We start from the raw sequence: 19,681 nt of genomic DNA on the forward strand, positions 1-19,681 counted from the left end.
GGTTGAATATATATAAAAAGAACTCTTACGAGTTCTTTCCTTTTTTATAATTATAATGATTTAAAAGAATCCTGATCTCATTAAATTCAAAATTGTTTGGCAGTGCATTCTTCCATTCTGTAAGGGTTTCATGAGGTTTTTTATAGAACTCTTCTTCAAAAGCTTTGATTTTATCTGAAGTAATTACTCGGGAGATATCCAGCAAACCCTGTTCTGCAAACTTAGCAAGGTGACCAATTACGGTTTCTTTTACCAGCCCCCGTTCCAATGCAATCTCACCAATGGTTTTTCCCTGTTCGAATAATTGGAAGGTTAAGACCTGTGATGGAACTTTTGCAATCTTAAGGTTGATTTCCTTATCGTTTTTCTCATCAAGCAATTTTGTATCAAGAAGGTGAATTTCTTTGAGACTGTTTAAATATTCCTCGAGATCATCCAGCCAGCTCCTAAACTCTTCATTATATTGTTTCAGTCCTTTCGCTCCTTTGATTTCAGCATAAAATTCTTTTAAAGGATTGAAAATCTTATCCCTGGTTTCTAAAAAGAAAAAATTAACGGCCCCTTTCGTTTTATTCTCAATTTCAGACCATTCTTCTTTATTATCAATAAAATTATTCACCTTCTGGAAAATCACCCGTTCTAATTTCTCAAAAATCTTTCCGAGATGAGCTGCTTCATGTTTCAGCTGAAGATAAAGCTGATTGGTTTTGATATGATCAAGATTTTTGGTTACAACAGAAAGCTTATTCCACTCTTCTACTTCTTTTATAAACCACAAGCAATCTACTGTACGAAGCACTTTTCTAATACTGTAATCATACTTTTCCTGATTTAAAATAGATTCAACCTGGTCATTAGCTACTGTATCCGTGTGGAAATGTTGTATCCGGGTATCTTTAAAAATAACTTCAGGAGTGATCTTTGATTTTAAAACAATTCCTTCCAAAGTCCGGCAACGTGATAAGGCAACATATACCTGACCTGCTGTAAAACTTTTCCCCGCATCAATAATTACTTTATCAAATGTTAATCCCTGGCTTTTATGGATGGTAACGGCCCAAGCAAGCTTTATAGGAAACTGTTCAAAACTTCCCAAAACTTCTTCCTGAATCGTTTTATCTGTATCAAGAAAATATTTTTTCTGTTCCCATGTTTCCCTCTTTACCGTAATCTCCCTTTCGCTTTCGTCCAGTACAACACGAATTTCATTTTCCTCAAGACCAATAATTTCCCCGAGCTTTCCATTGAAATATTTCTTTTCACCCGACACATCATTTCTGATAAACATGATCTGTGCTCCTATTTTCAATTCTAAAAACTGATCATTAGGAAACTGATTCTCCTTAAAATCCCCGACAAGCTTGGCTTCATAGATTTGTGCATCTGATTTTATCTCCGCCAGCTTCTCCTGGTTAATCTCGTCCGCCATTTTATTATGAGAACACAGATAAACATATGATTCTTTTCCCATATCAAAATCAGGATCATATCTTTCATTCAGATGGTCAAAATCAATATGGTCCACATCCCCGTTACGTATTGCATTCAGGATCTCCAGAAATTCCTGATCCGATTGACGGTAAACCTTAGTAAGTTCAATAGTCACAATAGGAATATCTTTTATTGCATGACTATCAAAAAAGAATGGTGAATTATAATACATTTTCAGTATATGCTCATCTCTCACTACCGGCGGAAGCTGAAAAAGATCTCCGATGAACAACATCTGTACGCCTCCAAACCTTTGATTATTCCTTCTGATAAATCTCAATGAAAAATCCATCATATCCAGCACATCTGCCCTCAACATAGATACCTCATCAATAATAATAATTTCAACTTCCCTTAACAGCTTAAGTTTATCTTTTCTGTATTTAAAATGGGGCATCAGGTCAGCTATATTATTAGCCAAACTTGTATCTATTCTTTCCGTTGTAGGAAGAAAAGTTCTTAACGGCAGTCCAAACATAGAATGAATGGTAACTCCTCCCGCATTAATAGCTGCAATTCCGGTAGGTGCTACTACAATATGTTTTTTCTTTGTACGTTTTACAAAGTCATTAAGAAATGTTGTCTTTCCTGTTCCGGCTTTCCCGGTTAAGAAGACACTTCTGTTGGTATGCTCTAATAAGTCAAAAAAATGGTTGTTCATTGTTTTCAAAAATACGGAAATGATTTGATTTTCTTACCTTGGCATAAGTTTTGAAAATTATTAAAAAGAACAATGTTTATAATGAAAAAATTTTTCATACATATACCAGCGATAGCATTATGTACTACATTTACTTTGGTTTCCTGTAATTCCTCAAAAAACATCAACACTAATCTTCCAATCGATATTTCGGAAAGACCGGCAGATGAGGAAAGTCAGAAATATGACCAGGCACAGCTGGATAGAATAAAGGCGTCCATTGAATCAGAAGTTTCAGGAGAAAAATGTACAGATGCCAGTGAATGGACGTTTGCTCCTATGGGGGTAAAATCCTGTGGCGGGCCTCAGCTATACATTGCTTATCCTAAGAAAATTGAAAACTCCATTTTACCCAGAATTAATGAATATACAGATAAGGTAAGGGTTTTTAATGAGAAATATAATATTATGTCCGACTGTATGGTGATCATGCCTCCGACTTCACTTAAATGTGTGAATGGAAAAGTAAGGCTCATTACCGCAGACAATAATTCACAATAAAAAGCAAAGGTTATATATCATTCCGTCAGGAGTTTTTACACAGGGATTGATATACAAAACTCCATCATATGATGGAGTTTTGTAGTATAATATTATATTGAAACAATATCAATGGCAGACTATAATTCGTAATCTTTCACATTTTCCTTGTACCACGAAGAATATTTCACATAATTATCAGCAATCCTGTTAACTTCACCTTCCAGTAACTGAGCATTGATATCTTTTATCTTTTTAGCGGGAACACCTCCCCAGACTTCTCCGGATTTAATATGAGTTCCCTGAGTAACTACAGATCCGGCTCCTACAATAGAGTTTTCTTCCACCAAACAATCATCCATAACAATGGCTCCCATTCCTATCAATACATTGTCTTTAATCGTACATCCGTGAACAATCGCGTTATGCCCTATTGAAACATTATTTCCAATATTCAGCGGATGTTTCTGGTACGTACAGTGCAGCATTGCGTTATCCTGAACATTTACCTTATCCCCCATTTTAATATAATGTACGTCACCCCTGATCACTGCATTATACCAGACACTACAATCTCTTCCCATTGTAACGTCCCCGATAATTGTAGCTGTTTCTGCTAAAAAAGTATTTTCTCCAATCTGTGGTGTTTTTCCTAAAAGTTTTTTTATAAGTGCCATAATATTAATTTGAAATTCGAAAATGAGCCAATTTGAGAATGATATGTACTATTATAATTTCAGGTATCTAACTTCTAAATTACAGCGATAGCAAAAATCTAACTCTCTGTCTTCAGCTTCTGACTTCTAATGCGTATTTTTGTATCTCAAATTTAACGAAAAAATGCGTACCATACTTATAGAACCAACCGAAAATCCAAAAGTAATGAAGTTTGTAGCAGACTACAATCTCATTCCCGGATCTTTGGAGCTGGACAGAAACTCAGATATTTCGGAAATTCCTTTAGCACAGGAGCTTTTTAATTATCCGTTCGTAGAAAGGATTTTCATTACGGCTAATTTTGTTGCCGTAGCTAAGCAGGACACCATAGAATGGGAACATGTGGCAGAAAGTCTGAAAAATGTTATTGAGGATGAATTACTGGCAAATCCCAGAATTTACCTTCAGAAGAAAAAAGAAATGTATCAGATTTATGCAGAAATGACTCCTAATCCAAATGTAATGAAATTTGTTTCAAATAAATTACTGATGGATGGTTTTGTAGAGGTAAAATCGAGAGAAACAGCGAGAGACGTTCCTTTGGCACAAGCCATTTTTAAGGAATTTGATTTTGCAACAGAAGTTTTTATTTCAGATAATTTTGTGGCAGTTACCAGAGATAATTCTGTAGAATGGCACCAGGTAATGATGACTGTTCGGGCACTTATTGCCGATTATCTGCAAAACGGAGGTGAAATATCAAAGGTAGAGCCTCAAAAACATGAAAATCCTGTTGAAAAAATCATCAACAGGGATTATACAGAAGATGAGCAGAAAATTTCTGACATCTTAAATGAATATGTTGCTCCTGCAGTGGAAAATGATGGAGGAAAGATTTCTTTAATGGAATATGATCAGGAAAATAAAACTGCAAAAATGCTTCTGCAAGGTGCATGCTCAGGCTGCCCAAGTTCTACAGCTACTTTGAAGAACGGAATTGAAAATATTTTAAAACAATTCGTTCCGGAACTGGTAGAAAGAGTAGAAGCAGTAAACGGATAAAAACATTTGCAATGCCTTCCGGAAAGAAAATTGTCATCATTATTGGAAGTGCTTCTGAGAATTCCAGCAATCAGAACCTGATGGAGCAGATAGTGGAAAAAACAGATGAGACAAATTTCCTGATGTATGATGATCTTTCTATTCTTCCTCATTTTGATACCGGGTTAACAGATAATAACACTCCGAAAGAGGTTCTGAAAATCAGAGAGGATATTAACAGGTCAGCAGGGGTCATATTTTCCACACCGGAATATATTTTCAGTATCCCGGGAAGATTAAAAAATCTATTGGAATGGTGTGTCTCTACAACCGTTTTTTCTGAAAAACCGGTTGCTGTGATCACCGCTTCTGCAAGCGGAGAAAAAGGACATGAAGAGTTATTATTGATTTTAAAAACTCTTGGTGCTGTAGCAGATGATAAACATCAGGCATTAATAAAAGGGATAAAAGGCAAATTTGACAGCAATGGCTTACTGGAAAGTAATACCTTTGCCAAAGTATCAAAATTAGTAACAGATTTTATAACTTCTGTTTCATAATTAAAATTTAAAATATTGAATAATAAAGGAATTTTACTGGTAAACCTCGGCTCACCAAGGTCAACTTCTGTAAACGACGTAAAGGAATATCTTGATGAATTTTTGATGGATGAAAGAGTGATTGATTATCGTTGGATCTTTCGTGCTCTTCTTGTACAGGGAATTATTCTGAAAACAAGACCAGCCAAATCTGCTGAAGCGTATAAAACGGTTTGGACAGATCAGGGTTCACCACTGATTGTCATTACTGAGCAGATTCAGAAAAAACTGCAGAAAATAGTAGATGTTCCGGTGGAAATCGGGATGAGGTATGCAGAACCAAGTATTGAAACCGGTATTCAGAAACTGGTGGATCAGGGAATCACTGAAATTGTTCTTTTTCCTCTATATCCTCAATATGCGATGAGCACAACTGAGACTGTAATTGAAAAAGCTGAAGAAGTCAGAAAAAAGAAGTTCCCACAGGTGAAGATCAATTATATTCAGCCTTTCTACAACAGGGATATTTACATCAATTGTCTTGCAGAGAGTATTAAAAAGAAACTTCCAGAAAATTTTGATGCCCTTCAGTTCTCTTACCATGGTGTTCCGGAAAGGCATATTTATAAGACAGACCCTACCAGAACCTGTAACCTTAATGACTGTTGTTCCCGGGAGGATAATCCAAGTCATCAGTTCTGCTACCGCCACCAATGTTATAAAACGACACAGCTTGTCATCGATAAACTGAATTTACCTAAAGAAAAAACAATTGTTTCCTTCCAGTCAAGGTTAGGAAAAGACAAGTGGATTGAGCCTTATACAGACGAAACACTTGAGAGTCTTGGTAAAAAAGGAATAAAAAACCTGGCCATCGTATGCCCGGCTTTCGTTTCTGACTGTCTTGAAACGCTGGAAGAAATTTCTGTAGAAGGAAAAGAGCAGTTCCTGCATGGAGGCGGAGAAAATTTCCATTATATCCCATGTCTGAATGATGAAGACCGATGGATTGAAGTCATAAAAATCCTTTGTGAAGAAAAACTGAATGATTTTTATCTGGTATAATTATTTAATTTATATAACAAAGGCCACAAGAAGTTCTTGTGGCCTTTAACTGAAATATATTAAGACTTGATTTGGTTTATTTTTTAATCAGATTTCCTGCTTTCTGTCCGTTTACCATCACCACATATACTCCCGGAAGTATATTGGAAGGAAGCTGAACATCCACTTTATTGGTACCTTCTGTCAGAGTAACCTTTTCAGAAATTTCTCTCTTTCCTGTTAAACTTACCAGCTCTATGGTGCCTTTTCCGGCATGGCCTTCAAAAACCACGGTAAATCTGTCTGTTGCAGGGTTCGGACTTATTGTATAAAGCGGCGTATCTGCTGCCACAACTTTTCCTGCCGGAGAAGTTCCTCCTCCAACACCTACCGCATTCCATGCATTGGTAACCTGAATTACTTCATTACTGCCTGCGCCGTATAAATCAGCAGCAGCCTGAAGAGAATAAGTTCTGGCAGCGGCATAAGTGGATGTAGAAGTAAGATAGCTGGTTAAAGTTCTGTAAGCAATCGCTCCGGCTTTATCCAGTCCGATCCCGGAAACATTATAGGCAAATCCTTTATCATTGGTTCCTGAACCTCCCGTTACCAATAAATAATACCAGAAATTAAGAACTCCTGAATTGGTATGTACCCCACAATAGTCATTGGACTGACTAGGCGTTACGCAACCTGAAGTAGTAGTTGTTTTCCAATAGGTTCCCATATAAGTATCCGGCTGACCATAAGCATTAGGATTCGCCATATTTCTGATCACATAATTGAAATCTTCTCCTAATGTCCAGCTTGCCTGACTAGGCCTTGCCCACCTTTCTATCGTATTTCCAAAAATATCCGAGAACCCTTCATTCAATGCGCCCGGCTCTCTTTGATATACCAGGTTAGCAGTTTTGGAAGTCATCCCGTGTGTAATTTCGTGACCACAAACATCAAGAGCTGTTAATGGCTTGCCTCCGTTTGTTGTAGAGCTTCCATCACCATAAGTCATTCTAGAACCGTCCCAGAATGCATTAAAATAATTGGTTGAATAATGAACGTAGGATTTTATCGCAAAGTTATTGTTATCAATACTTTTTCTACCGAATTTTGTATAATAATAATCCAATGTCATTTCAGCTCCCCAATGAGCATCCGTAGCGTACTGATCTTTATTGGTATTAACATTATTCCATACATTATCCGCATCTGTAAAGTCTACTGCAGCCGAATAGCTGGTACCTTTTTTCAGATTATAGGTCTCCACCGATGTTCCTCCATTCCTTCCTGTTTCCCGTAAACGGTAGCTTCCGTTGTATGAATCCGCAACAATATTTCTTGTGCCGCTATAGCCAGTTGTAGCTGTACCCGGAGTATTTACCTCATGGATGATGGCATCAATTCCCAAAACTTTTCCGTTTTTGGCATCTACGAAAACATATTGTCTGCTAAGTGGCTTTTCAGCATAAATATCAAATTTATAGGCCAGTTTTAAATCGTTTAATTTATCATCCGTAGGATCTGAATAGTACACTAATTCTCCTTTTGGGGCAAAACTTGCGTTTACATTATTTACTTCTTTCTTAATAAAATCTTCTTCTTCTTTATTCTGCCATTTATAAGATTCAGCACTTACAAATGATAAAGCATTTTGTAATGCTATACTCTCGGAAATATTGGCTTTCTTTTCAATTCCTGCCGGTATTTTAAGGATCCATTTTCCTGTCTGCCCAACTATTTTACCGCTTTTAGTCTGTACAGCCATCATTCCATATTCCACAGGAATATCATTGATAATTTGCTGGAACCTATGGGTTTCAAAACCCAGCTTATCCTTTTCCACACCCAGGTTACGTCCCTGTCCTTCAGAAAGCCTCTGGGAAGATTCATCAAATAAAACAGGTCTTCCTTTAAAATCAGGACCGTTTTTATCGAATCTCATAAACTCTGTGTGCAATCCGTCTTTACCCGGAACTAATTTTGAAGGTGTATTCTGTCCAAAAACAAAAAAACTGGCAGCAATACCTGCCACTAAAATAAACTTTGCTTTCATAATAATATTTGTTAAATGTGAAGCAAATCTATAATTTTTTCACAATAATAACCTATTTTGAATGAAAAAAATTTAATTGATATTATAAATCATTAAACAAACCATAATAACGATTTTAAAGAGAATAAAATTTATCAATCATATTTTTATACGTTAAAATAAATTAGGTTTATAATTTTAATCGGAATCATTATTTTGTGAATTAAAATTTTTTATTTATGCAAAGCTTACTATTCATACCTTCATCAATTGCCAAACACAGCATTAAGAATTACAAAAAAATAAAAGGGATCATCTCTGAAGACATCCCTTTTTTAAATTAAAATCTATACGGATTATAAATTTGTGAGCATGCAGGCAAAATTTATTTTTTATTTCCTACAGGAGTCCGGAATTCACCATATCCCATCAGGCCATCATAATTTCTTCCGAAAGGAGTATAGTATAAAAAAGCCTGATACAGGTTTTCAGTCTGCCAGAAATTCCCATTTACTTCACCAAAATTTAATGATCCGTCACTCTCTTTTGTAGCCAGAACATAGTTATAAAAACCTTGCTTCAGGAATATTTTAGCAACATATTGTTTACTGGCAGCATCATATTGCATCTGATTTTCTTTACCTGGCTTAAAACCGTTAAATCCTCCCAGAATATAAATCTCTTTTTCTACAGGATCTGAATCCAGATAAAAATGTACCCATGAATAATCCGCCTCTCTTTCGGCCTCTCTCTCTCTTCCCAGGTCATTCCGTCTGTAATACCATGCTCCGTTCACGTCAGGCTGATACTGATAATTTAAAGGAAAGGCCCAGACAGGATGCAAATAAGTCTGGTTTACTCCATCCTTCACTTCCACTGCACGAACCATATCCGCAGGAGTATTCATATTCTTATTATCAAAATAATAGAATTCATTATCTCCCGGAAAGGTAAGGTTCATCTGCTGAAATAACAGCTGATTTCCCGAAACAGAGCTTGGCTTCAGATTGGAAATAACAACATTCGGATTGTTATTCTGCATTACGTTCAATGTCATGGAATTCACATTCGAGGAAAGATCCCCGCCTTTCGAAACAGCTTTTACCTCTACTCTCTGATTAACATTAGGGTTTTTCGCGTCTGCTATTCTTGATATATTCAATCCCAGAGATGCGGCATCTTCCACCAGATAAAACCTTCTCTTAAAAAGAGGTCTATCTGCAGAATCCTTATAAACGATAAGCTCAAAGTTTCCGGAGATTTTCGGCTGTATTTTATCATTTGGAAATGTCAGCTTATAATGGGTATAAGGCTGCAAAGTATTGAAAGAATACTGAAACTGATCAAGAAGTCCATTCATGCTTCCATTGGCAATCTCTGTAAAAAACAGGTTATCATCATTCCAGTTTCTGTCATAATGTTTAATCGTATACCGGTATATCTCACTGGCATTAGTAAGGTCATCGAAGCTCAAAATCAATTGTTCCCCGAACTTAATTACGGGAGTTTCGTCATTTGTCTGTGGGTTAAACAACTGTATGCTCTGGATATTTTGTCCATACACCAACCCACCCAAAGAAAGTAAAAGTATTCGCAATGTTTTCATTATGACGAAGATAACGAAAAATAGCCATTTTCTTAATAATATTGTATTTTTGAAATAAAAAATTAAAATGCTTCAGATCCAAGGTTTCGTATTCAATTTTGCAAGCGAAAACACATACATTCTCTACAATGAAAATAAAAATGCCTGGTTAATTGATCCGGGGAATATGAATGAACAGGAAACCAGAGCCATAGATCTTTTTATTACTGAAAAGGGATTACATATTCGGAACATCCTTTTAACTCATGCCCACATTGACCATGTTATGGGGTTGCAATGGGCATTTGATACGTTTAAAGTTCCGGTTAAAATGCATCAGGAAGACCAGGAAGTTTTAGATATGCTTCAGGCGAGTGGTATAAGATTCGGGATGAAAATAGATCCCGTAAAAGTGGATATAGAGTACGTAAAAGAGGGTGATGAGATGGAACTTGATGGCGAAAAATTTAAGATTTATCATGTACCGGGCCACTCTCCCGGAAGTGTGGTTTATCATAACGAAGAACAGAAATTCATGATTTCAGGCGATGTTCTTTTTGAAGGAAGCATCGGAAGAACAGATTTATATAAAGGTAATTATGATCAACTGATTAATGGTATTAAATCTAAGCTTTTTATTCTGGATGATGATACCCAGGTTTTCTCAGGGCATGGAAATCCCACTACCATAGGATTTGAGAAGCAGTATAATCCGTTTTTGAAATAGTTACTTCTGTTTGAAAATATTAAAAATAACAAAACCATCAGTATTCCTGATGGTTTTGTTGTTATAAAGAAATAGAATTTAGAAATCTAAATTAATTGAAGCCCTGGCTGCAGCTCCCATAATAGGTCTTGCCATTCTGATATTGGTTCCTGAATCCATTTGGGATCTTGGATCTCCTTCGGTAATCCCAATCGTATTAAAGATGTTGGTTCCATCCACTGCAAACCGTATTTTCCCTAACTGATATGACATTCCTGCTCCAAATTCAGTAAAAGAAGGTAAAATATTATCATCCGTATTTCCTTCATTCTGGAAACGCTTTCCATAATAATTCATACTGACATAAGCTCTCCATTCTTTAGTGATATTCACTGCCGGAGAAATGTTGAAATAAAATTTAGGCATCCTTCTTACTACATTTCCATCATAATCAAAGGCAGTTCCATCAGCATTCCTTCCCCGGAAATCTTTATACTTTGGATTCTGAATAGTACCATTAAAAGTTACTTCAAGTATATTATTAAACAGCCTTGTATATCCTTCAATCTCTACCCCGATATTAGTTGTATTGGCAAATTTATTTTCAGAAGTTCCATCCGAATACACATCTGTAAATGAAAGGTTTTTAAGGGTGGAATAAAACGGGATCACGCCGATATCAAATGTACGGGAATAGTATTTGTACCCTACTTCCAGCTGATTGGTCTGCACAGGCTTGATGTGGCTCAGGTCATCTATATTATTATAATACGCTTCTTCGTTTGGAGATCTGAAACCATGAGAAAACCGGGCATATACTGCATTTTCCCTATTAATTTTATAATTGGTTGCCAGTGTATAGGAAACCTTGTTGACATCATAATACCAATAAGTATATCTGTTACCCAGAACCGCCATATTATCATCCGCTGTAGTTGTGGCAAAACTATGGGTTCCATCTGTTGTAAGTCCTGAATTATCCAGATTTGCAGTCGTTGTACTGACCTTATATCCTTTATAGAAATCACGACTGTAACGAATTCCTCCGTTGAAGCTCAAATCATCAGTTATATTATAATCAAGATTAAAATAAAGATCATTTAAGCTTCCCTGAATTTGCGAATCTCTGATCAGGAAAGACATATCACTCACACCGTTATAAGTTTTGGAATAACCTTTATCTGTTGGCGCCAATGATGTATCCACGAGGTTCAGCAACTGGGGCCTGTCTGTTGCTGTTGTCAGGATATTACTCCAGTTCCAGTATTGATGTGACTTCCAGTTTGACTTATAAAAACCTGCAGTTACACTACCTTTATCAAACTTATAGCTGAACTGTAAATCGTTGACAAAATTACTCATCTGCTTGTCTATAGCCCAGAATCCCAATTCCTGAACATTGGCAGGATTTACCATAGCTCCGTTGCTTACCAATGAATATTGGAAAGTGTTTCCGGCAATCCCATTCTCCTGAGCAAAATTGGCTGCTGTTTTCGGACCTCCAGCCGGGAAAATTCCCGTATAGCTCATATTAATGTTTGTATATTTTGTTTTGTTAAGAACACTGAAATTATTTCCAAGATCATATTTAAATTCAGCTCCCAGTACATCAACTTTCGGGTGTATCCCATCTTCAAGGTTTCGGCTGAAAAAACCGCCACCGGCTTGTGGAATATTCAGCTGGCTGATGGCTCTGTAGCTATAAGTTCCATAATTAGGATCAAAACCGGGAAACTCTTTCAGGGTATTGCCATCCTGCACCAAAGGAATTGGCAGGAAGAATGTATTTCTGTCATCCAGCTTTTTATAATAAACCTTAGCATATCCTTTGTCAAACACATATTTCAGGTTCATTCTGATCTGTCCTCCATTGTTTGCTTTAAAGCCTGTTTTTCTGATTCCGTTATCCGTTCTGTAGAATCCACCTACATTAAAAAACAATTTATCCTGGATCAGGGCTCCTCCCAGATTGAGATCTGTACGCATTAATCCGTAGGTTCCCGTTTCCAGTTTAGCTGTTCCTTTAAAATCATTAGTTCCCTCTTTGGTAATAAAATTGATCAGACCTCCAGGCGAGTTATTGGCATAAATAGAACCGGAACCTCCCCTTAACGCTTCCAGACGGTTTACCGAATTATCTACCCTGAAGAAATTATCTGCATTGGCAAACTGAAGTGCCCCATCTTCAAAAACCGGCAACCCGTCTTCCTGCACCTGTACGAACTCATATGCACCGGCTGAAGGAATACCTCTCGCAAAAAGGTTATTTCCTACCTCCCCACCTGAAGTCTCCACAGCAAATCCCGGAACTCTTTGAAGTAAAGCCGCTGCACTGATTGGGTTTTGCTTCTGAATTTCTTTAGCATTAAATGTGGAAATCGCTGTACTTGATTCTATTTTTTTCTTGGGATTTGAATTTCCTGTAATGACAATCTGATCGATGGAGGAAACTTTTGCAGAATCCTGCGGTGTTTCCTGTGCATAAGCATTATTAAAATATAATGTAGCTGTTGCGGCGATTAAAAAGATTGATTTTTTTTTCATAGCCTTATTTTTATTGTTAGTTTCAGTTTTGCTGTAATTGTAAATACACTCCATTCGTCCAGCCGAATCCATCCTGATTAGGGTATTCCCCGCCGCCTGCTATTGTTTCTGTGTCTAATGCATTGTATTTTTCCATCAGTTTCCCGGTGTTTTTATAAACTCTTTCTACATTGGAACACCAGTTATTTTTAATTTTTTCTGCCAGTTCATCAAAGCCATAATTTTTCATTGCCCTGAAACCCAGCCATTGATAAGGAGCCCATGCATTGGGAAGATCCCATTGTTGTCCTGAATTCCTGGTGGTTGTCACCAAACCACCCTGATAAAGAAACTTTTCAGCAACAGCTTCTGCAACAGCCTCTGCCTGCTTATGGTCTGCAATACCAAGGAACAAAGGGTAAAGAGCAGCAATATGTTCAGACGGTGTTTTTGTGTTTTTTTTGGTGTGATAATCTTTGTAAATCTTAGTATTTTCATCCCAGAAGTATGTATTGATCATCTGTCTTCGGCTTGCTGCTCTTTCAGTAAAATAATTTTCTTTTTCTTTCAGATTCTGAAGGGCTGAAGATTTTGCTAAAGTCATTTCCAGATGCCACAAAAGGCAGTTCAGGTCAACCTGTGCGAGGTTCAGCGTTTCTATCGTCTGTATATTTTGTCCGTCTGCAAACCATCTGCTGGAAAAATCCCAGCCTGATTCACAGGCACTTCTTATATTTCTGTAAAACTCATCTCCAGTTGTTTTTTCATGATCTTCAATATCAATCAGGTAACTTTCAGGACGTGGTGCATTTTCTGCATCATAATACCGGTTAAGAATGTCTCCTTTTGCAGTTCTGACTACTCTTTTCACACTTGAATTGCTTTCCAGCCATTCTTCACCATTCATCCAGAAGGCATATTCCTTTTCAAGAGTTTCATAGTACTTTATATAAATTTCTTCATCCCGGATTGTTTCAAAAAGAAGGTCCAGCATTAATGAAAAATAGGGAGGCTGTGATCTGCTCAGGAAATGGGTTCTGCTTGCATTCGGCACAAATCCTACGTTCTGAATAAGAAAAGAGCAGTTCTCAACGATATTTTCCATCATTTCCACTCTCCCGGAAGCTTTTAATCCGAGCATAATAAAATAACTATCCCAATAGAAAAACTCGTTAAAACGGCCTCCCGGAACAATATAAGGTTTAGGTAATTTTAAAAGTGTACCTCTTTCTTCATACGCTGTACGGGTGAGTTCATCCCATAACTTTTCAATATGTTCCCGAATCGGAAGATGATCTTTTCTCTGAACTGAGACTCTGGCACCTAAAAAGTCAAAATGGGACATCACAAAATCTTTCAGATCAAAATCAGGACGGCCTTTTGTATTTTCATAATCATTGTTGATCTGTGCAATAGGAAACAGAGGAACTGCATCCGTCATCATTTTCTGATCTTCAAAAATTCCGGATCTCTGTACTGCATCAAAGAGATTTTGAATTTCGTTTATGTAAAGCTGATTACTCATTGTTATTTTTTAGGATTAATTTTTAATTTATTCATGAAAACTGCTGAAGTGATCAGTAATGACAATGGAATCAAAGACAGATAAAATGCCTGTTGCCCACTGAATTCCTGAAACACGAAACCGGTAATTATAGAGCCTATGGTTCCTCCGATTGCTGAGAATACAACAATTAATCCCGACATAGCGCTGTGCAGATATTTCGGAATCGATGCCAGGATCACAGAATTAATACTTGGATAAATCGGTGCAAGCAATCCTCCCATTAATGGAAATAAATACACAACCAAAGGGGCATTCAGCCAATTTGTTCGAGTATCAATATGGATATTATGAGTCAACGGTAAAACCAACAATAAGCTAACGGCAAAACCTATCACACAAAAAGAAACCACATAGATCCAGCTGAATTTTTTTGAGAAAAACCCGGACAAAAATCTCCCTAAAGCAAAAGCTCCTGCAAGAACCGCTCCCGCCTGAATACTCATGGATGTCGGCACTTTTAAGATTTCTTTATAAAAAGTGGGAGTCCAGGTCTGGAAGCTTTGCTCCACCAATACAAAAAGGAAAGCACATAATAAAAAGCACAACACCTTTTTATAACTGAAAAGACTTGCACTGTTTTTTAAATCTCCCAATAGATTTGTTTTTTCATTTCTCGCTTCTTTTTCATCCAGTTTTGAGAAGAATAAGAATAAAAAAGATACGCTTGAAAGTCCTCCCAACACCCAATACACATTCAGCCATCGTGTAGATTCAGGATTATGATCATCAATGTATAAACTGAATAAAACATTTCCAGCCAATACTCCGATCATAAAAAAACCTTCCAGGAACCCCATAAAACTGGAATGCTCCTTATCAGTTTCAGTTACCAGTCCAATAGATGTAAAAACCGATATTTTGATCAGGGCAAATGAAACACCTACGATGGCAAATAATAATTTGAAAACCCAGAAAGCATCAGTAAATGGCATTACGAAACACATACAGCTCACCAGCAGCAGAGCGGTCAGCATTGATTTTTTGATTCCTATTTTGGGAAGAAATGAGGCCAGAATGAATGAACATATGGCAATCGGAAGATCTTTGAAACCTTCCAGAACACTGGCCGAAGATTTTGAAATTCCAAAATTCTGCTGTACCTGGAGGATCACTGTTCCTACAGAATTCAGAAGAATTGCAAAAACAAAATAATTCAAAAATAAAACGGCCTTGATGTTAATATTTTTCATTCAGGTTATTTCTTGCTGGCTAAGATAGAAGCATTTGTATTAACGATAATTTAACACAGTAAATGAATATTTGAACTATATTAATATAATTAGTATTTTTAGTAATTAAATATGATTAATTAAATGAAAGTTACTTTTGAAAGAGTGATTCCTAATGAAAAGAGTTCATTCCGTACCATTCATAATAATTCTCCTATTTCAGAATTTAAATGGGAGTATCATTATCATCCCGAAATTGAGCTGGTATGTGTGATCTCCGGGAGTGGAACCCGCCATGTCGGCTACCATAAAAGTAATTACACGAATGGAGATCTGGTATTAATCGGATCCAATATTCCTCATTCCGGATTTGGGCTGAATTCCATTGATCCGCATGAAGAAATTGTTCTTCAGTTTAAAGAAGAGATCCTTCAGTTTCCCCAACAGGAAATAGAAGCCAGATCCATCAAAAATCTCCTGGAGCTTTCAAAATATGGGATTCATTTTCATCATAAAGTAAAAAAAGTAATGCTTCCAAAACTGAAGCTTATGCTGGAAGCGGAAGGCTATAAAAGATATTTATTGCTTTTGGAAATTCTTTTTGAGCTTTCCAAATGTGAAGAGTATGATCTTCTGAATAAAGAAATCATGCCCTACACCATTATTTCCAAAAATAAAGCCCGCCTTGAAAATATATTTACGTTTGTAGAGCATCATTATGATAAGGAAATTGATATTGAAGAAGTGGCCAGACTGGCTAATCTCACTCTGCCAGCTTTCTGTAATTTCTTCAAAAAAGCAACACAGATTACTTTCACAGAGTTTGTGAACAGATATAGGATCAATAAAGCCTGTTTACTGATGGCCCAGGACAAATCCATTTCAGAATGCAGCTATCAATGCGGTTTTAATAATGTAACGTATTTTAACAGGATGTTTAAAAAGTATACAGGAAAAACGCCTTCAGAGTTTATCAAAAATTTTTCTCACAATGATATTAATGTAGATCTGAGGATCGAAAAAGAGATTAAAGGTAAGGGCATTTTTTAATTAGTAAGGATAATCAAGAAAAAATAAAAAAACTGCTCAGAAAAGAACAGTTTTATGTTGTATAAGTTTAAACCAATAATCGGTTCAGCAGTTACTTATTTCCATTTAATATTACATCCCATACTGGGTCTCTGAATTTCTTCCTGAGGTTCTCCGGCCAAAAGATTTTCGAAAGCGATGATCAGATCTTCTCCGGTTACATCTTTATTATTCCCAGGTCTTGAATCATCCATCTGGCCTCTGTAAACAAGATCCAGCTTATCATCGAAGAAATAAAAATCCGGAGTACATGCAGCGTCATACGCTTTGGCAACCGCCTGACTTTCATCAAATAAATATGGAAAATCAAATCTTCTGTCGATTTGAAATTCGATCATTTTTTCCGGGGAATCTGCCGGATATTTTTCAATATCATTTGCATTGATTGCAATGAACTCAATTCCTTTATCATTATAATCTTCATATAACTCATTGAGCTTGTCAATGACATGAAGAACAAACGGACAATGGTTGCACATAAAGATAACCAATGTTCCTTTTTCCCCTTTCAGTTCTTCCAAAGACTGAAGTTCATTCGTTTTTGACGGGTTAGGAAGCTCAAAAAACGGAGCCTTTGTTCCTAGTGCCAGCATATTTGATGGAGTATTCATATCCTTATTTTCTTTACTGACAAAGATAATTATTTCTTTTAATAAGATACGTCCTGAATAACGTACTTCTATTTTTAACATTGTAAAAGAGGTTCCAAGGAAGAATACAGAGGTATTAAACTTAAAAAATAGTTATAGTCAAATTCTATTATTGCTTTCGTAGTGCTTCGGATTGGCTTCCAGCCTCCATTCTTCTGTACTTCCAGACATTCAATCAAAACCTCTGTAATCCTTTTTAAAGTTAAATATGTAATAACCTTTGGAAGTTATATTAAAAAGTTTGTAGTTTTGCTAACGCTGTTAGTAAAAAATTATCATGGGTCTACATGAACGCCGTCAACGAGAAAAAGAATCCATCCGTGCAAATATTTTGCAGGCTGCTTTTACGTTGGCCAAAACTGAAGGCTGGGGCGCACTTTCTATGCGTAAGATAGCAGATGCAATTGAATATAGTGCTCCTGTAGTATATGATTATTTTGAAAACAAAGAAGCCATTTTATTTGAAATTTCATTAGATGGCTTTCACAAGTTACACATAGAATTATTAAAAGCTCAGCAAAAACACGACACTCCGGAAGAGCAGCTTGTTGCAATTGTGGATGCGTACTGGAACTTTGCTTTTAAAAATAAGGAATATTACCAGCTGATGTTTGGTCTTGGAATGCAATGTTGTGGAAAAGGACAGATGAAAAAAGAATTCTCATCATTCCAGGAACTGATCTATGAATGTACTTATGAGATTATTAAGAAAAACGGATCTAATCCGGACAATGCCTGTCATATGTCTCATGCTCTGTTTTCTGCCGTTCACGGAATGATCTCTATTATGATGATGCGTACTGCTGATATCCCTTCAACAATGAATAAGACGACTTTGGACGAAACTGTTTCGGCTTTTATTAAGTCTTTGTAAATTTTTTTTGAATTAAAAATTAACACCGTTAGGAAACTTAACACCGGATTAATGAAAATTATTCTGTTATTCCTGATTAAAAATGAAAATATTATGAAGCAATTAATATCATTCAGCTGTTAAAAGTAATCATTTTTTGTTTACAAATTAACACTGTTAGTAAAATTAACGTAGATACACCTCATCTTATATATAAAAAGCAACATTAAAAAATTCAGCTATGGAAACTATTGACCCAATTGCACATTAAAAATTCTGTAATTTTTTTTGAACTATCCATTAACACTGTTAGGAAAAAAAACAGTATTTATTACAAGAAACATTACCTAAAATCTAACACTCATTAAAAAATTAAACCCAATGAAAATACCTGGAAAAACAAGGTTTATTGTACTTATTGCAAGTATAATTCTGTTACAGAGCTGCACCAAGGCCGCAGAAGGCTCCAATGCCGCGCCGCCAGCTCCTGAACTTCCGGTTTATACCGTTATTACATCACCCGCTACAACATATCAGGAATTCCCTACTGCTTTGGAAGGGAAAAATAATGTAGAGATCAGATCTCAGGTAGACGGATATCTTGACAGGATCTATGTAGAGGAAGGCTCATACGTAAGAGCCGGACAGCCATTATTTAAAATAGACTCCAGAAGTTATGGTGAACAAATGAATATGGCGCAGGCAAATCTGCAGGCTGCCAATGCCAATATCCAGAAAGCAAGAGTGGAAGTAGACAGACTACAGCCATTGGTTGCGGCAAAAGTTGTTTCTGATGTACAGCTTAAAACAGCAAAAGCCAATTATGAAGCTGCCGTTGCTGCTGCTGCACAAGCCAGAGCTTCTGTAGGAAGCGCCAGAATAAATGTAGGATTTACAACCATTACAGCTCCTGTAAGCGGTTATATCGGAAGAATTCCTTACAAAAAAGGAAGTCTGATCTCCAGAACCGATGTAAATCCTTTGACATTATTATCTGACATCAGTGAAATTTATGCTTATTTCTCTTTAAGTGAACTTGACTTCATTGGCTTCCAGAATAAATATCCCGGAGCTACTTTGGAAGAGAAACTGAAGAATATGCCAATGGTAGAACTGGTGATCGCTGATAACAGTACTTACCCTGAAAAAGGAAAATTGAGTATCGTAGACGGCCAGTTTGACAAAACTACAGGAGCCATCAGTGTACGTGCCGTATTTCCTAATGCCAACGGAACTTTAAGAACCGGAAATACAGGAAGAGTGCGTATGCCTCAATTGATTTCGAATGCTGTAGTAATTCCGCAGGAATCTACTTTCGAAATTCAGGATAAAACCTATGTTTATGTAATGGGTAAAGACCAGAAAGTAACCGGAAGACCGATCAAAATATCAGGAAAAACGGATAGCTATTATTTTATTTCTGAAGGGCTTGCACCCGGAGAAAAAATCGTATTCACAGGAATCGGAAACTTAAAAGACGGTGCTTCTATCAAACCGAAAAATATTTCTTCTGACAGCTTGTTAAAAGCGAAACCATTATAGTCCTTTTCCGAATACA

The 19,681-nt window shown here is 36.6% G+C and carries 16 protein-coding genes; 8 read left to right on the forward strand and 8 right to left on the reverse strand.

The features are described 5' to 3' along the window. Nucleotides 1-25 precede the first annotated feature (25 nt). Complete coding sequence (locus DRF59_RS07600) at nt 26-2,152, reverse strand: helix-turn-helix domain-containing protein (protein WP_115958388.1); 2,127 nt, start codon at nt 2,150-2,152, stop codon at nt 26-28. Between the two features lie 81 nt (nt 2,153-2,233). Between DRF59_RS07600 and DRF59_RS07605 the strand changes: the two genes are divergently transcribed. Continuing rightward, nucleotides 2,234-2,692 (forward strand): hypothetical protein, encoded by a 459-nt coding sequence (locus DRF59_RS07605; protein WP_115958390.1) that lies wholly within the window; start codon nt 2,234-2,236, stop codon nt 2,690-2,692. A gap of 119 nt (nt 2,693-2,811) precedes the next feature. On the opposite strand, the gene DRF59_RS07610 is transcribed toward DRF59_RS07605, so the two are convergent. After that, nucleotides 2,812-3,348: a gamma carbonic anhydrase family protein gene (locus tag DRF59_RS07610; protein ID WP_115958392.1), complete on the reverse strand. Its 537-nt coding sequence runs from the start codon at nt 3,346-3,348 to the stop codon at nt 2,812-2,814. A gap of 163 nt (nt 3,349-3,511) precedes the next feature. Between DRF59_RS07610 and DRF59_RS07615 the strand changes: the two genes are divergently transcribed. The 3 genes from DRF59_RS07615 to hemH are packed head-to-tail and all read left to right on the forward strand — an operon-like array spanning nt 3,512 to nt 5,973. Beyond that, nucleotides 3,512-4,390 (forward strand): NifU family protein, encoded by an 879-nt coding sequence (locus tag DRF59_RS07615; RefSeq protein ID WP_115958394.1) that lies wholly within the window; start codon nt 3,512-3,514, stop codon nt 4,388-4,390. An 11-nt stretch (nt 4,391-4,401) separates the two neighbouring features. Further along, on the forward strand, nt 4,402-4,929 hold the full coding sequence (locus DRF59_RS07620; RefSeq protein ID WP_115958396.1) for an NADPH-dependent FMN reductase: 528 nt from the start codon (nt 4,402-4,404) through the stop codon (nt 4,927-4,929). 15 nt (nt 4,930-4,944) lie between these two features. After that, nucleotides 4,945-5,973 (forward strand): ferrochelatase, encoded by a 1,029-nt coding sequence (gene hemH / locus DRF59_RS07625; protein ID WP_115958398.1) that lies wholly within the window; start codon nt 4,945-4,947, stop codon nt 5,971-5,973. A gap of 76 nt (nt 5,974-6,049) precedes the next feature. Here the strand turns inward: hemH and DRF59_RS07630 are convergent, their stop codons facing one another. Together DRF59_RS07630 and DRF59_RS07635 are read right to left on the reverse strand one after the other, a co-directional pair. Continuing rightward, entirely contained in the window at nt 6,050-8,002 is a 1,953-nt protein-coding gene (locus tag DRF59_RS07630) for a M4 family metallopeptidase (protein ID WP_115958400.1), read from the reverse strand. A 364-nt stretch (nt 8,003-8,366) separates the two neighbouring features. Beyond that, entirely contained in the window at nt 8,367-9,587 is a 1,221-nt protein-coding gene (locus DRF59_RS07635) for a type IX secretion system plug protein (RefSeq protein WP_115958402.1), read from the reverse strand. A 67-nt stretch (nt 9,588-9,654) separates the two neighbouring features. Between DRF59_RS07635 and DRF59_RS07640 the strand changes: the two genes are divergently transcribed. Beyond that, complete coding sequence (locus DRF59_RS07640; protein ID WP_115958404.1) at nt 9,655-10,293, forward strand: MBL fold metallo-hydrolase; 639 nt, start codon at nt 9,655-9,657, stop codon at nt 10,291-10,293. A gap of 78 nt (nt 10,294-10,371) precedes the next feature. Here DRF59_RS07640 and DRF59_RS07645 read toward each other — a convergent pair whose 3' ends face one another. Genes DRF59_RS07645 through DRF59_RS07655 form a run of 3 tightly spaced genes read right to left on the reverse strand, consistent with a single transcriptional unit; the run spans nt 10,372 to nt 15,552 of the window. After that, nucleotides 10,372-12,816 (reverse strand): TonB-dependent receptor, encoded by a 2,445-nt coding sequence (locus tag DRF59_RS07645; protein ID WP_115958755.1) that lies wholly within the window; start codon nt 12,814-12,816, stop codon nt 10,372-10,374. A gap of 22 nt (nt 12,817-12,838) precedes the next feature. After that, nucleotides 12,839-14,320, reverse strand: coding sequence for a trehalase family glycosidase (locus DRF59_RS07650; RefSeq protein ID WP_115958406.1), 1,482 nt, complete (start codon nt 14,318-14,320; stop codon nt 12,839-12,841). A gap of 2 nt (nt 14,321-14,322) precedes the next feature. After that, nucleotides 14,323-15,552: an MFS transporter gene (locus DRF59_RS07655; protein WP_115958408.1), complete on the reverse strand. Its 1,230-nt coding sequence runs from the start codon at nt 15,550-15,552 to the stop codon at nt 14,323-14,325. 123 nt (nt 15,553-15,675) lie between these two features. Here DRF59_RS07655 and DRF59_RS07660 point away from each other — a divergent pair, with 123 nt between their 5' ends. Further along, nucleotides 15,676-16,581, forward strand: coding sequence for an AraC family transcriptional regulator (locus tag DRF59_RS07660; RefSeq protein ID WP_115958410.1), 906 nt, complete (start codon nt 15,676-15,678; stop codon nt 16,579-16,581). 95 nt (nt 16,582-16,676) lie between these two features. Here the strand turns inward: DRF59_RS07660 and DRF59_RS07665 are convergent, their stop codons facing one another. Further along, complete coding sequence (locus tag DRF59_RS07665) at nt 16,677-17,231, reverse strand: thioredoxin family protein (protein WP_115958757.1); 555 nt, start codon at nt 17,229-17,231, stop codon at nt 16,677-16,679. A 316-nt stretch (nt 17,232-17,547) separates the two neighbouring features. On the opposite strand from DRF59_RS07665, the gene DRF59_RS07670 reads away from it, so the two are divergent. Beyond that, nucleotides 17,548-18,144: a TetR/AcrR family transcriptional regulator gene (locus DRF59_RS07670; RefSeq protein ID WP_115958412.1), complete on the forward strand. Its 597-nt coding sequence runs from the start codon at nt 17,548-17,550 to the stop codon at nt 18,142-18,144. Nucleotides 18,145-18,504: 360 nt separating this feature from the next. Then, nucleotides 18,505-19,665 carry an efflux RND transporter periplasmic adaptor subunit gene (locus tag DRF59_RS07675; protein WP_115958414.1) on the forward strand — a complete coding sequence of 387 codons (1,161 nt, stop codon included), beginning with the start codon at nt 18,505-18,507 and terminating at the stop codon, nt 19,663-19,665. The last annotated feature ends 16 nt before the right edge of the window (nt 19,666-19,681 follow it).

The sequence above is a fragment of the Chryseobacterium flavum genome, from assembly GCF_003385595.1.
In the GTDB taxonomy this organism is placed as follows: domain Bacteria; phylum Bacteroidota; class Bacteroidia; order Flavobacteriales; family Weeksellaceae; genus Chryseobacterium; species Chryseobacterium flavum.